Annotated in this window: 17 protein-coding genes; 11 read left to right on the forward strand and 6 right to left on the reverse strand. The window is 70.1% G+C overall.

The features are described from left to right. Positions 1-15 precede the first annotated feature (15 nt). The 5 genes from FHS08_RS03235 (at position 16) to FHS08_RS03255 (ending at position 4,279) form a co-directional block, all read left to right on the forward strand. Complete coding sequence (locus FHS08_RS03235) at positions 16-1,149, forward strand: ABC transporter substrate-binding protein (RefSeq protein WP_167035405.1); 1,134 nt, start codon at positions 16-18, stop codon at positions 1,147-1,149. Beyond that, positions 1,149-2,084 carry an ABC transporter permease gene (locus tag FHS08_RS03240; RefSeq protein WP_424960802.1) on the forward strand — a complete coding sequence of 312 codons (936 nt, stop codon included), beginning with the start codon at positions 1,149-1,151 and terminating at the stop codon, positions 2,082-2,084. The genes FHS08_RS03235 and FHS08_RS03240 overlap by 1 nt, the downstream gene beginning before the upstream one ends. After that, entirely contained in the window at positions 2,081-2,881 is an 801-nt protein-coding gene (locus tag FHS08_RS03245; RefSeq protein ID WP_167035407.1) for an ABC transporter permease subunit, read from the forward strand. The genes FHS08_RS03240 and FHS08_RS03245 overlap by 4 nt, the downstream gene beginning before the upstream one ends. Beyond that, complete coding sequence (locus FHS08_RS03250) at positions 2,878-4,026, forward strand: ABC transporter ATP-binding protein (RefSeq protein ID WP_167035410.1); 1,149 nt, start codon at positions 2,878-2,880, stop codon at positions 4,024-4,026. Before FHS08_RS03245 ends, FHS08_RS03250 begins: the two co-directional genes overlap by 4 nt. A gap of 70 nt (positions 4,027-4,096) precedes the next feature. Continuing rightward, positions 4,097-4,279, forward strand: a complete 183-nt coding sequence (locus tag FHS08_RS03255; protein WP_167035412.1) for a DUF1508 domain-containing protein — start codon at positions 4,097-4,099, stop codon at positions 4,277-4,279. Positions 4,280-4,282: 3 nt separating this feature from the next. Here FHS08_RS03255 and FHS08_RS03260 read toward each other — a convergent pair whose 3' ends face one another. The 5 genes from FHS08_RS03260 to FHS08_RS03280 all read right to left on the reverse strand — a co-directional run bounded on the left by FHS08_RS03260 (position 4,283) and on the right by FHS08_RS03280 (position 6,420). Beyond that, on the reverse strand, positions 4,283-4,555 hold the full coding sequence (locus FHS08_RS03260; protein WP_167035414.1) for a glutaredoxin family protein: 273 nt from the start codon (positions 4,553-4,555) through the stop codon (positions 4,283-4,285). A gap of 55 nt (positions 4,556-4,610) precedes the next feature. Next, a complete protein-coding gene (locus tag FHS08_RS03265) occupies positions 4,611-4,904 on the reverse strand; it encodes a rhodanese-like domain-containing protein (protein WP_167035416.1) in 294 nt (97 codons plus the stop codon). A 74-nt stretch (positions 4,905-4,978) separates the two neighbouring features. After that, on the reverse strand, positions 4,979-5,077 hold the full coding sequence (locus FHS08_RS16735) for a 30S ribosomal protein bS22 (protein ID WP_003792170.1): 99 nt from the start codon (positions 5,075-5,077) through the stop codon (positions 4,979-4,981). Positions 5,078-5,204: 127 nt separating this feature from the next. Then, positions 5,205-5,396 (reverse strand): helix-turn-helix domain-containing protein, encoded by a 192-nt coding sequence (locus FHS08_RS03275; RefSeq protein WP_167035418.1) that lies wholly within the window; start codon positions 5,394-5,396, stop codon positions 5,205-5,207. Between the two features lie 94 nt (positions 5,397-5,490). After that, complete coding sequence (locus FHS08_RS03280; RefSeq protein ID WP_167035420.1) at positions 5,491-6,420, reverse strand: TetR/AcrR family transcriptional regulator; 930 nt, start codon at positions 6,418-6,420, stop codon at positions 5,491-5,493. Between the two features lie 114 nt (positions 6,421-6,534). On the opposite strand from FHS08_RS03280, the gene FHS08_RS03285 reads away from it, so the two are divergent. Both FHS08_RS03285 and FHS08_RS03290 read left to right on the forward strand, forming a co-directional pair. Continuing rightward, positions 6,535-7,455 (forward strand): ATP-binding cassette domain-containing protein, encoded by a 921-nt coding sequence (locus FHS08_RS03285; protein ID WP_167035422.1) that lies wholly within the window; start codon positions 6,535-6,537, stop codon positions 7,453-7,455. Then, positions 7,452-8,267 carry an ABC transporter permease gene (locus FHS08_RS03290; RefSeq protein WP_167035424.1) on the forward strand — a complete coding sequence of 272 codons (816 nt, stop codon included), beginning with the start codon at positions 7,452-7,454 and terminating at the stop codon, positions 8,265-8,267. Before FHS08_RS03285 ends, FHS08_RS03290 begins: the two co-directional genes overlap by 4 nt. A 61-nt stretch (positions 8,268-8,328) precedes the next feature. Here the strand turns inward: FHS08_RS03290 and FHS08_RS03295 are convergent, their stop codons facing one another. Next, on the reverse strand, positions 8,329-8,754 hold the full coding sequence (locus tag FHS08_RS03295; protein WP_167035426.1) for an ArsR/SmtB family transcription factor: 426 nt from the start codon (positions 8,752-8,754) through the stop codon (positions 8,329-8,331). Positions 8,755-8,822: 68 nt separating this feature from the next. Between FHS08_RS03295 and FHS08_RS03300 the strand changes: the two genes are divergently transcribed. The 4 genes from FHS08_RS03300 to FHS08_RS03315 all read left to right on the forward strand — a co-directional run bounded on the left by FHS08_RS03300 (position 8,823) and on the right by FHS08_RS03315 (position 12,092). Further along, the gene (locus tag FHS08_RS03300; protein ID WP_167035428.1) at positions 8,823-10,265 is read left to right on the forward strand and encodes a TrkH family potassium uptake protein; all 1,443 of its coding nucleotides are present in this window, start codon (positions 8,823-8,825) and stop codon (positions 10,263-10,265) included. Then, positions 10,258-10,929: a potassium channel family protein gene (locus FHS08_RS03305; protein WP_167035430.1), complete on the forward strand. Its 672-nt coding sequence runs from the start codon at positions 10,258-10,260 to the stop codon at positions 10,927-10,929. The genes FHS08_RS03300 and FHS08_RS03305 overlap by 8 nt, the downstream gene beginning before the upstream one ends. Positions 10,930-11,005: 76 nt before the next feature. Further along, positions 11,006-11,476, forward strand: coding sequence for an HNH endonuclease signature motif containing protein (locus FHS08_RS03310; RefSeq protein WP_208382193.1), 471 nt, complete (start codon positions 11,006-11,008; stop codon positions 11,474-11,476). Between the two features lie 175 nt (positions 11,477-11,651). After that, positions 11,652-12,092, forward strand: a complete 441-nt coding sequence (locus FHS08_RS03315) for a hypothetical protein (RefSeq protein ID WP_167035432.1) — start codon at positions 11,652-11,654, stop codon at positions 12,090-12,092. The last annotated feature ends 36 nt before the right edge of the window (positions 12,093-12,128 follow it).

The following is a 12,128-nucleotide window of genomic DNA, read 5'->3' on the forward strand; positions in this document are numbered from 1 at the left end:
CGAGAGGAACAGCACATGTCCCACACCTCACGCCGCGTCCGGCTGGCGGGCGTCGCGATCGCGGCGGCTGCGGCCCTCACGCTCTCCGGCTGCGCGAGCGGCACGCCCGGCGCCGACGACGGGTCCGGCGTCGACGCGTCGACCGCGACGAGCCTCGCCGACTTCGGCACGCTCGATGACCTCGAGACCGCCGCGAAGGCGGAGGGAAACCTCAACGTCATCGCGCTCCCGCGCGACTGGGCGAACTACGGCGAGATCATCGACGCGTTCAAGGCCAAGTACCCGGAGATCGCGGTCACCGAGCAGTCGCCCGACGTCTCGAGCGCCGACGAGATCAAGGCCGCCGAGTCCAATGCGGGCCTGGACACCGCGCCCGACGTCTTCGACCTCGGGCTCACGGTCGCTCTCCAGAGCACCGACGTGTTCGCGCCGTACAAGGTGCAGACGTGGGACGAGATCCCCGACGAGCTCAAGGAGCCGACGGGCCTGTTCGTCGGCGACTACGGCGGGTACATGTCGATCGGCTACGACTCGTCGAAGTATGATGCGCCCACGACCCTCGACGACCTCCTCGACTCCTCGTACAAGAGCGCCGTCGCGATCAACGGCGACCCCACGCAGGCGGGCGCGGCCTTCGCCGCCGTCGGCCTCGCGACCGTGCAGAGCGGCGGAGACCTCGACGACTTCCAGCCCGGCATCGACTTCTTCTCGGATCTCAACGGGGCCGGAAACCTGCTCAAGGTCAACGTCACCACCGCGACCGTCGCGAGCGGCGAGACCCCCGTCGTCTTCGACTGGGACTACCTCAATGCGACGCACGTCGCCGACAACAAGGACTGGAAGGTCGTCGTCTTCCCGGGCACGGGCTACGCCGGCTACTACAACCAGGCGATCAACAAGGACGCCCCGCACCCCGCGGCCGCCCGCCTGTGGCAGGAGTTCCTCTACAGCGACGAGGTGCAGAACCTGTGGCTCAAGGGCGGCGCCCGGCCCGTCCGCATGGAGGCCATGACGACGGCGGGGACGATCGACGCGGATGCCGCGGCCGCCCTCCCCGAGGCCCCGGACGACACCGTCGTGCCGACCGAGGAGCAGAGCACGAAGGCCGGCGAGCTGCTCGGCAAGGAATGGGCAGCGGCCGTCCAGTGATCGCCGTCGACACCATCGCGGGCCACGACCCTGGCCACGCGACGAACCCCGCAGGGGCGGAGCCGCCCGCTCCGTCCCGGCGGGGCGGCGCCCGCGGCGGCTGGGCGTGGATCGGCCTCCTGCCGTTCACGGCGTACCTCGCCGTGTTCCTCCTCCTGCCGACGATCCTCGCGATCGGCTCGAGTCTGTTCGACGGAGACGGCGCGTTCACGCTCGACAACCTTGCGGCGCTCGGCGACCCCGTCATCCTCAGAACGTTCTGGAACTCGACGTGGGTGTCCCTCCTCACGGCCGTCGTCGGCGCCGTCGTCGGCGCGCTCGTCTGCTACGCACTGCTCGGGGTCGCTGAGACTCACCCCGTGCGCACGAGCGTGGATGCGGCATCCGGTGTCTTCGCGCAGTTCGGCGGCGTGATGCTCGCCTTCATGTGGATCGCGACGATCGGCCTGAACGGGATCGTGCGGGTGCTCCTCCAGGACCTCGGGATCGACATCTTCGCGAACGGCCCGTGGCTCTATGAGCTGCCCGGCCTCATCCTCCCGTACATCTACTTCCAGATCCCGCTCATGGTCATCACCTTCATGCCGGCGCTCGCAGCCCTCAAGCCCCAGTGGTCGGAGGCGAACCTCGCGCTGGGCGGCACGCGCGCGAGCTTCTGGACGCGGATCGGCATCCCCGTCCTCGCCCCCTCGTTCCTCGCAAGCCTCCTGCTCCTGTTCGCGAACGCGTTCTCGTCGTATGCGACGGCCGCCGCCCTCGCGAGCCAGGGCTCGCAGATCGTGCCCCTCCAGATCCGGGCGGCGCTCACGAGCGAGACCGTGCTCGGCCGCGAGAACCTCGCCGGCGCGCTCGCGTTCGGCATGATCGTCGTCGTCGGCGTCGTGATGTGGCTCTACTCGCTCGTCCAGCGGCGCGCCGCGAGGTGGCAGTCGTGAACCGCCTCGGACCCTCTCTCGCGACCCGCTGGATCATCGGCATCCTCGTCGGGCTGTTCTTCGCCGTCCCCCTTCTGGCGACGCTGCTGTTCACCTTCAGCGACAACCGGACCGGCGGTCTCACGCTCGCTCATTGGGCGGGACTGTTCGACCCCGCGCGGGCGAGCACGTACAGCCCCATCTGGGTCGGGCTCGGCAACTCGCTCGTCCTCGCGGTCGTGACCGTCGCGATCGTGCTCTTCGTCCTCGCGCCGACCATGGTGCTCGTCGACCTCCGCTTCCCGAAGCTCCGGCCGATCTTCGAGTTCGTCGTGCTGCTGCCGATCTCGATCCCCGCGATCGTGCTCGTCGTGGGTCTCACGCCGATCTACCTGCAGATCGGCCGCACGCTCGGCACGGGGGCCTGGACCCTCGCGTTCGCGTACGGCATCACGGTGCTCCCGTTCGCGTACCGGTCGATCCAGGCCTCGATGGACGCCGTCGACATGAAGACGCTCTCGGAGGCGGCGCGCTCGCTCGGCTCGGGGTGGTCGACGGTGCTGCTGCGCGTCCTCGCGCCCAACCTCCGCAGCGGGCTGCTCGCGGCATCCCTCATCTCGGTCGCGGTCGTCCTCGGCGAGTTCACGATCGCGTCGCTGCTGAACCGTCAGGTCTTCCAGACCGGCATCCTCGTCGTGAGCAACATCGACGGCTACGCGGCGGCGATGTTCACGCTGCTCGCGCTGCTCTTCGTCTTCATCCTGCTGCTCGTCATCGGCCGCGCGGGGCGCGACCGCTCCGGAAGGACCTCCTCATGACAGACTCTGCCGCCCGCGCCCTGCCGCGAACGAGCGACAACCTCCTCCTGGCCGACGCGGGAGCCGGCACGAGCGTCGAGTTCCGCGGCATCGTGAAGGACTACGGTGCGACCAGGGTCCTGCACGGCCTCGACATCGACATCGCACCCGGAGAGTTCATCTCGCTGCTGGGCCCGTCCGGCTGCGGCAAGACGACGGCGCTGCGGGTGCTCGCGGGGCTCGAGAACGCGACGGGCGGCTCCGTCCTGCTCGGCGGCAAGGACGTCTCGCGCGTTCCCACCAACAAGCGCGACATCGGCATGGTGTTCCAGTCGTACTCGCTCTTCCCCCACCTGCGCGTCATCGACAACACGGCGTTCGGTCTGCGGCGCCGGGGCGTCGGCAAGAACGCCGCCGCGCACCGCGCGGGCGACGCGCTCGAGCTGGTCGGACTCGGCCATCTCGCGGAGCGCTTCCCGCACCAGCTGTCGGGAGGGCAGCAGCAGCGCGTCGCGCTCGCGCGGGCCCTCGTGACCGAGCCGCGTGTCCTGCTCCTGGACGAGCCGCTGTCCGCGCTCGACGCGAAGGTACGGGTGCAGCTGCGCGACGAGATCCGCCGCATCCAGCTGCGCCTGGGCATCACGACGGTGTTCGTGACCCACGACCAGGAGGAGGCCCTCGCCGTCTCGGACCGCATCGCGGTGATGGACGCGGGGCGCATCGACCAGATCGGCACGCCCGAAGACCTCTACCTGCGCCCCGCGACGGCGAACGTCGCGGCCTTCGTCGGGCTCTCCAGTGTCGTGCCAGGGATCGCGGACGGATCGGACGTGCGGGTGTGGGGCATTCCGCTGCCGATCGAGGGCGAGCCCGTCCACGGCGAGGTCGACGTCTTCCTGCGTCCCGAGAACGTGTCGCTGCGCGATGCCTCCGAGCCAGGCGGCGTCCCGGGCGTCGTGCAGGAGTCGACATTCCTCGGCAGCTTCCGGCGCACGCTCGTCCGGACGGACGACGCCACGCTCGTGCGCGTCCAGCACGCCGCGTCGGAGCGTGCCGAGTACGGCGAGGCCGTCACGCTCGCATTCACCGCGCGACCGGTGGCCGTGCGGCAGCGGGCCCAGGAGCAGGGTCGTCCTTCCGCGGGCGGCGCGCGACCGCTAGCGTGACGGTGGCGGGCGACGCACCGCCCGGCGAGCGAATCCGTGTCGTCGCAGCGAACTCGTGAAGGGGGCCCCTGTGGCCGGGAAGTTCGAACTCTGGGTGGACAAGGGCGGCGACTGGCGCTGGAACCTGAAGGCCGGCAACGGACAGGTGATCGCGACGAGTCAGGGCTACGCGTCGAAGGCGAGCGCCGTCAACGGCATCGACTCCGTCAGGACGAACGCCCCGGACGCCGAGGTCGTCGAGATCGAGAAGTAGCGGTCAGCGGGCGACGGCTGCGGCATCCAGCAGGGCGATGCGCAGCCGCTCGGCCGACACCCGCCAGTGCGCGTGCAGCGCGCCCTCGATGAGCACGACCGGGATCTTCTCCCACCACAGGTCGTAGAGGGCGGGGTCGTCGAGGATCGAGGCCTCGTCGACGACGATGTCGTCTGCGACGCGGTCGGGAAGCTCTGCGACGACGGCGTCGACGATCTCGCGCGCCACGTCGCAGAGGTGGCACGCCGGCTTGCCGATGAGGGTGATCGTCGTCACACGACAATCCTACGAGCGGATCCCGACACGGGCTTCGCCGCGGGCCGCCGGAGCGTCAGCTCTCGACGGAGTACCCCGCGGCGACCCACGCGTCCGTGCCGCCCTCGACGTTCGTCGCGTCGAAGCCGCGCTCGGTCAGTGCCGCCACGACGCGGCCCGAACGCCCGCCGAGCGCGCAGATCACGTCGAACGGGCCGTCGGGAAGCTCGTCGAGGTGCTCGCCGATCGTCGACATCGGCAGGTTGACGGCGCCGGGCACGTGGCCCGCCGCATACTCCCACTCCTCGCGCACGTCGAGGAGGGGCGTGCCGGTGCGATCCTTGAGCTCGTGGACGGTGATGCTCTGCATGGAGCTGATCCTTTCGGCGCGGCGCAAACACGAAGCGCCCGTCACACGGACAGGCGCTCGGTGTATGTAGCCGCCTACTTCTTGTTGCGGCGCTGGTGGCGAGTCTTGCGAAGCAGCTTGCGGTGCTTCTTCTTCGCCATGCGCTTGCGGCGCTTCTTGATGACAGAACCCACGGAAAACCTCACTATGTCGGGGTCTGGACGCGGAACGGACCCGCGCCCGGGATCGGGCAGAAACGAAAAATGCCTCGGAGCAGTCTATCAGCCGGGCGACCGCGACCCTGAACGGGTCTCGAATCGCTCAGCCGACGTCGGCGATCGGACGCTGCAGCGCATCGGTCACGGCCGACTCGGGCACGCGATAGCTGCGTCCGAAACGCACGGCCGGCAGCTCGCCCGAGTGCACGAGCCGATACACCGTCATCTTCGAGACGCGCATGATCTCTGCCACCTCGGCGACGGTCAGGAAGCGCACATCCGGCAGCTCCGGCATGACGTCCCCCTCCCAGAATCGCTGAGCACACTCTAGGGGGCGCCGCGACGCGTGTAAACCGGTGTGACTCGTGTGGCCAGTGGGACGGATGCCGCTACGCGCCGCCGCGAAGGCGACCCAGCCTCTCCCGCGCCTCGCGGGCCGCCTGGCGCTGCGCGCGTCGCGCATCGCGCAGGACCTTCTCGGCATCCCGCACCGCCTTGCGGGCCTCGCGGAAGCGGCGGTCGTCCGCGACGTCGGCGTCCTGCGCCTCGACCCACGGGTGGGGCGGCTCGCGCACGCCGTCGGCGAGCGCCGCGATGTACGTCGCGAGCCCGTCGAGGCTGCGCGCGAGACCGAAGGCGAACGGATCGGAGTCGTCGAGGAAGACGCCCGCGTCGATGGCGGCGCGCAGATGCGGGTACGCGTCGGCGCTGATGAGCTCGCGGAACAGGGCGTCCTCGCGCCGCGCGAGATCGGCGGGCGCTCGTCCTTCGTCCCGCTGCGTGCGCTCGTAGTCGGCGATGATGGTGCCGGCCCAGCGGGCATGCCCCGTCACGAGAAGCATCGCGGCGAGGCGTTCCTCCGGGCTCAGGGGCGTGTCGGCCAGGGCGCGCAGCCCTGCGTCCATCCACGCGGCGCTGTTGGGCGTGGCCGGCGCTCCGCTCAGGGGTATCTCGAGCACCCACGGATGCTCGAGATAGCGCTGCACCTGGCCGTGATAGAGCGCCTCGAGCTGTGCGCGCCAGCCGCTCTCGGTCTCCTCCCCCGGCGGCAGGCCCGTCGCCTCCTCCTGCATGAGCAGGATGAGATCGTCCTTCGCCGTGACGTACCGGTACAGCGACATCGGCGTGTAGCCGAGCCTGGCGGCCACGGCCGCCATCGACACGGCGGAGAGCCCGTCCTTGTCGGCGAGCTCGATCGCCGCCTCCACGATGCGCTCGACGCTCATCTCGCGCTTCGGGCCGCGCTGCGGATTGGCCGCGACGCCCCACGCGAGGGCGATCCCTCGAGGAAGCTCTGGGTCCGCGTTCTTGTCCGCCATGCGGCCAGCCTAGATTGTGTACGTCATAAACAGTGTGGTATCGTCATAAACAGTTTACGTCATACACACGTCGTACACACGACCCGGGTCACACACACGAACCAGGAGACGCCGATGCCGCACGCCATCGCCGTCCGGGGGCTGCGCAAGTCCTTCGGAAGGCAGACCGTCCTCGACGGCCTCGATCTCGAGGTCGCTGCGGGCGAGATCTTCGCCCTCCTCGGCCCCAACGGGGCGGGGAAGACGACCACCATCAACGTCCTCACGACGCTCGCCCGCCCGGACTCGGGCACCGCGACCGTCGCGGGCGTCGACGTCGCACGCCGCCCGGACGAGGTCAAGCGGCGCATCAGCCTCACGGGCCAGTCCGCCGCCGTCGACGACGTCCTGACGGGATTCGAGAACCTCGACATGCTCGGCCGTCTCTCCGGGCTGCCGGCACGCGCCTCGCGCGTCCGCGCCGGCGAGCTGCTCGAGCGCTTCCAGCTGACGGATGCCGCATCCCGCCGCGTCCGCACGTACTCCGGCGGAATGCGCCGGAGGCTCGACCTCGCCCTGAGCTTCGTGGTCGCGCCGGAGGTGCTCTTCCTCGACGAGCCGACGACGGGCCTCGACACCCGCAGCCGCCGCGAGCTGTGGGACGTCATCCGCTCCCTCGCCGAGTCGGGCACGACCGTGTTCCTGACGACCCAGTACCTCGAAGAGGCCGACCAGCTCGCCGATCGCATCGCCGTGCTCGACGGCGGCCGCGTCGTGGCGACCGGCACCGCCGCCCAGCTGAAGGCGCGGATCGGCGGCGACACGGTCGAGCTGCACGACCCGCACGGCGAGCTCGTCCGCGAGGTGCCGACCGACGGCAGCGTCTCGGGCCTGCGCCGCGCGCTGGACGTCCTCGACGAGTCCGGAGCGCACGGCGTCGTGACGCTGCGCCGTCCGAGCCTCGACGACGTGTTCCTCGCGCTGACGTCAACCGACGGACGCGGCACGACCGACCCCGCGCCGAGCGCGGCATCCCCCGTGAAGGAGATCGCATGACCACGGCAGCCCTCACCCCCGCAGTCTCCGCGGATCGCAGCGCGCGCCCGGTCGTGCGCGGCCTCACGGCGGAGACCGTGTTCGTCAAGCGGAGCCTCCTGCACTCGGTGCGCGACGTCGAGTCGCTGCTCATGGCGATCCTGCTCCCCGTCTTCCTCATGCTCCTGTTCACGTTCGTCTTCGGCGGTGCGATCGATCCGACCGGCGGCTACGTCGACTTCGTCGTGCCCGGCATCATCCTGCTGTGCGCGGGATTCGGCGCGTCCTCCACCGCCGTCTCGGTCGCCAACGACATGAAGACGGGCATCATCGACCGCTTCCGCACGATGCCGCTGCGCGCGAGCGCTGTTCTCACCGGCCACGTCGTCGCGAGCCTCGCGCGCAACCTCGTCGCGACCGGCGTCGTCATCGGAGTCGCACTCCTCGTCGGCTTCCGCCCCTCGGCCGACACTTGGGAGTGGATCGCCGCGCTCGGCGTCATCGCTCTGTACATCCTCACGATCACCTACCTGTTCGCCGCGATCGGCCTGGCCGCGTCGAGCCCGGAGGGCGCGAGCGGCTACGGGTTCGTGATCCTGTTCGTCCCGTACCTGTCGAGCGCCTTCGTGCCCGTCGAGACGATGCCCGGATGGCTTCAGCCGATCGCGCAGTTCTCTCCCGTCACGCCCATCATCGACACGATCCGGGCCCTGCTCACGGGCGGGACGGTCGGCTACGAGCCGCTGTGGGCGATCGTGTGGTGCGTCGGCATCCTCGCGGCCTCGGTCGTGTGGGGAGCGTGGCTGTTCCGCCGCAAGGCGGGGCGCCGCTGAGGCCCGCCCGACATCGAGGGGCCCCCGCTGCGCTCAGCGCGGGGGCCCCTCGCTGCACGCGTCAGCGGACGGGACGGTCGCGGAAGGGCTTGAGCGCGCTCTCGAGCGCGTGCTTCGCAGATGCTGCGGCCCGCCCGACGGCATCGGCCGTGCGCACGGCCGAGTCCGGGAGCGAGGGGGATGCCGCGGCGAGCGCGGCGGAGGCATCCGTCTCGTCGACGAGGAACGGGACGAGCCAGTCGTCGATGACGTCGAGCGGCTCGGGCGACAGGCTGTAGTAGCGGTGCTGCCCTTCCTCGCGCACCGAGACGAGGTCGGCTTCGCGCAGCACTTTGAGGTGCTTCGACACGGTGGGCTGGCTGACTCCGAGCTCTGCCACGATGTGCGAGACGCTCGTGCCCCGCTCGCCTGTCCCCGAGCGATCGAGAAGGAACTGCAGGATGTCGCGCCTCGTTCCGTCCGCGATCACGTCGAAGATGTCCGCCATGTGCTCAGAGTAGTCGGGCGCCCGCCGGAGTACCATGCAGGAAGTCTCGGAGCGAAGGGGGGCGGCGCATGGCGGCCGATCCCTTCAGCCGTACACCGCGTCGACGGTTCCTCGCCCGCCTCGGACAGGCCTGGGACGAGGTGCGGGCGCTCACGACCGCTTCGCCCGCCCGCTTCGCCGTGCTCGTCTTCGTGATCCTGATCCTGCTGTTCACGGCGCTGTTCTCGCTTCCCGCCGCCTCCGCCGACGGGCACGGCACGCCGCTCGCCGACGCCCTCTTCACGGCCGTCTCGACGATCTGCGTGACGGGCCTGTCGACCGTCGACATGTACGCGCACTGGTCGCCGTTCGGGCACGTGCTCACCTACATCGGCGTCAACGTCGGCGCGCTCGGCGTCCTGACGCTGGCCTCGATCCTGGGCCTGGTGATCTCGAAGCGCCTCGGCCTGCGGGCCAAGCTCATCGCGGCGGGCGACTCCAACCCGCTGCGCGCGCACGGAGGGCCTGTCAACGAAGGCCAGACCGTGCGCCTCGGCGAGGTGGGCCAGCTGCTCGCGACGGTCGCGCTGTCGACCCTCGTGATCGAGGCGGCGCTCGCGATCCTGCTCTACCCGTCGCTGCTGTGGGCCGGCGTGAACCCGCTCGTGGCGCTGTGGGAGGCGCCGTACTACGCGGCGATGGCCTTCACGAACACGGGCTTCGCCCCCAACGAAGGAGGACTCGTCCCGTTCGCGGACGACTACTTCCTCCTCACCGTGCTCATGGCCGGCGTCTTCCTCGGCTCGATCGGCTTCCCCGTCATCTTCACGCTGTGGCGCCACCAGTGGCACGTGCGGCACTGGTCGCTGCATGCGAAGCTCACGATCATCACGACCATCCTGCTGTTCGTCGTGGGCGCGGGCGTCTTCCTGCTCCTCGAGCACAGCAACCCCAAGACCTTCGGGAGCATGGATGCCTGGGACACGACGTTCCAGTCGTTCTTCCTGTCGGCAATGACCAGGTCGGGCGGGTTCTCGGTCGTGGACATGGGCGACTTCTACGGCTCCTCGCTCGTCGTGGGGTCGATGCTCATGTTCGTCGGCGGCGGCTCCGCGTCGACGGCGGGCGGCATCAAGGTCACGACGCTCGCCGTCCTCGCGCTCGCCGTCATCTCGGAGGCGAAGGGCCGGCCGTCGGTGCAGGCGTTCGGCCGCCGCATCCCGAGCGATGTGCAACGCGTCGCCCTCTCCGTCGTCGCCTGGGGAGCGACGATCGTCGCGCTCTCGACGATCACGATCACCCAGATCACGGGCGCGCATGTCGAGGACGTGCTCTTCGACGTCATCTCCGGGTTCGCGACGGTCGGCCTGTCGACGGGCCTCACGGCACGGCTCCCCGATCCCGCGATCTACGTGATGGCTCTGACCATGTTCATGGGCCGCGTTGGTACAGTGACTCTCGCCGCGGCCGTGGCCGCGACATCCCGTTCGCAGCTGTACTCGCTGCCGGTGGAAAGGCCGATCGTTGGTTGAGCAGATCCGGGGCGATGCCCCCGTCCTCGTCATCGGACTCGGGCGCTTCGGCGCCGCGTGCGCCGGCGAGCTCGACCGGCTCGACCGCGAGGTGCTCGCGATCGACGAGAACCTCGAGCTCGTGCAGAAGTGGTCGGAGCGCGTGACGCACACGGTGCAGGCCGACGCGAAGAACATGGACGCGCTCAAGCAGATCGGCGCGCAGGACTTCCAGGTCGCGGTCGTCGCGGTCGGCTCGTCGATCGAGGCGTCCGTCCTGATCACGGCGAACCTCGTCGACCTCAAGGTGCCGCAGATCTGGGCGAAGGCCGTCTCGCAATCGCACGGCAAGATCCTCGCGCGCGTCGGTGCGAACCACGTCATCTACCCGGAGCGCGAGGCCGGCGAGCGGGTCGCGCACCTCGTGAGCGGGCGGATGCTGGACTTCATCCGCTTCGACGACGACTTCGCCCTCGCGAAGCTGTATCCCCCGAAGTTCATCCGCGGGGTCGGCCTGAACGAGTCGGGCGTGCGCACGAAGTACAACGTGACGGTCGTCGGCGTGAAGAGCCCGGGCAAGCCGTTCCGCTACGCCGAGGCCGACACGATCGTGACGAACCACGACCTCATCATCGTGTCGGGGACGAACGGCGACATCGAGCGCTTCGCGGCGCTCGACAGGTAGCGGGGTCGGTCACGCGACCCCGCTCGGCTCGCGATCCTGCTTACTTGCGATCCGGCGACCTGGCGACCCTGCGACCTTGCGATCCTGCGAGGACGACCAGACGGCTCTGCCCGCCTGGCTCGTCGCCCAGCAGATCTGCGACACAGGAACCGTCGCCTGCACGGTCGACCCGAGCGGCAACCCTCTAGACCTCGGCCACGAGACCCGCCTGTTCACCGCGAGACAGCGCATCGCCCTCGCCGCCCGCGACGGCGGCTGCCGTTGGCGAGGCTGCGACCGCGCCGCGTCCCACTGCGAGGCACACCATATCGACCCGCACGCCCAGGGCGGCCGCACCGACATCGACCGCGGCATCCTGCTCTGCCGCTGGCATCACAGGGAGCTCCACCACGGCGGCTGGCGCATCATTCGACAAGGCAAGGGCGAGTTCGTGCTGCATCCACCCCCCGGCAGAGGCGACCCGATCGTGCTCACGCCACGGCTCGCTCTCCGCTGCGCGTGGGCCGATCTCGCCCCGCCCCCCAAGCGCTTCCGCCCCGGGGCCTGAGCGGTCTCCACGACCCGCCCGGCATCGCCGGCGCGATCCGGGACGCGTCCGGCCTCTCCACATCGATGTCGAGGATGTGGCTCGAAATCGATGATGAGGCCGGGGTGACTCGGCGACGATGCGCTGCAGCGCTCGATTCGTATCGTCGATCGGTCGATGACGCGCCGCCGCCCACGTGGCGGTCGTCTGCCGCAGCGGAGTCGAGGAGCGCTCGAGCAGGTCAACGTCGCCGAAGGCCGCTGGAGGTTGCCCGTTCCGACCCGACGCCTCGCTCATCGCCTGGCTGCCCGCCGCCGTCGCGGGCGTCGTCGGCGCCGTCGCGCTCGCGTATCTGCAGCGGCTGCTCGGGGCCGATCGCAGAACTCCACTGATTCCGCAGGACGACGACGATGCGGCAACCCCAGAGCCGCGCGCCGCGGTAGATCCGTGGAGTTCTGCAGGCCCGGTCGACCGCCGCCGCTTCTTCGCCTGGACGGGCGCGGCGGCGGGCGCGCGGCGGCACCTGAGGTGCCCATCCCGCACGCGACGTGCGCCGTCGGGGGTCTGGCGGCGCCACGAGCCTGCGCGCAGCATGTGCGCCGTCACACCGATCGCCGCGCTCATCTGGCGACCGTGAGACCTGCCTCGTCCTCTGCAGCACCAGAAGCGTGGA

This window comes from Microbacterium ulmi, from assembly GCF_011759705.1.
Classification (GTDB): domain Bacteria; phylum Actinomycetota; class Actinomycetes; order Actinomycetales; family Microbacteriaceae; genus Microbacterium; species Microbacterium ulmi.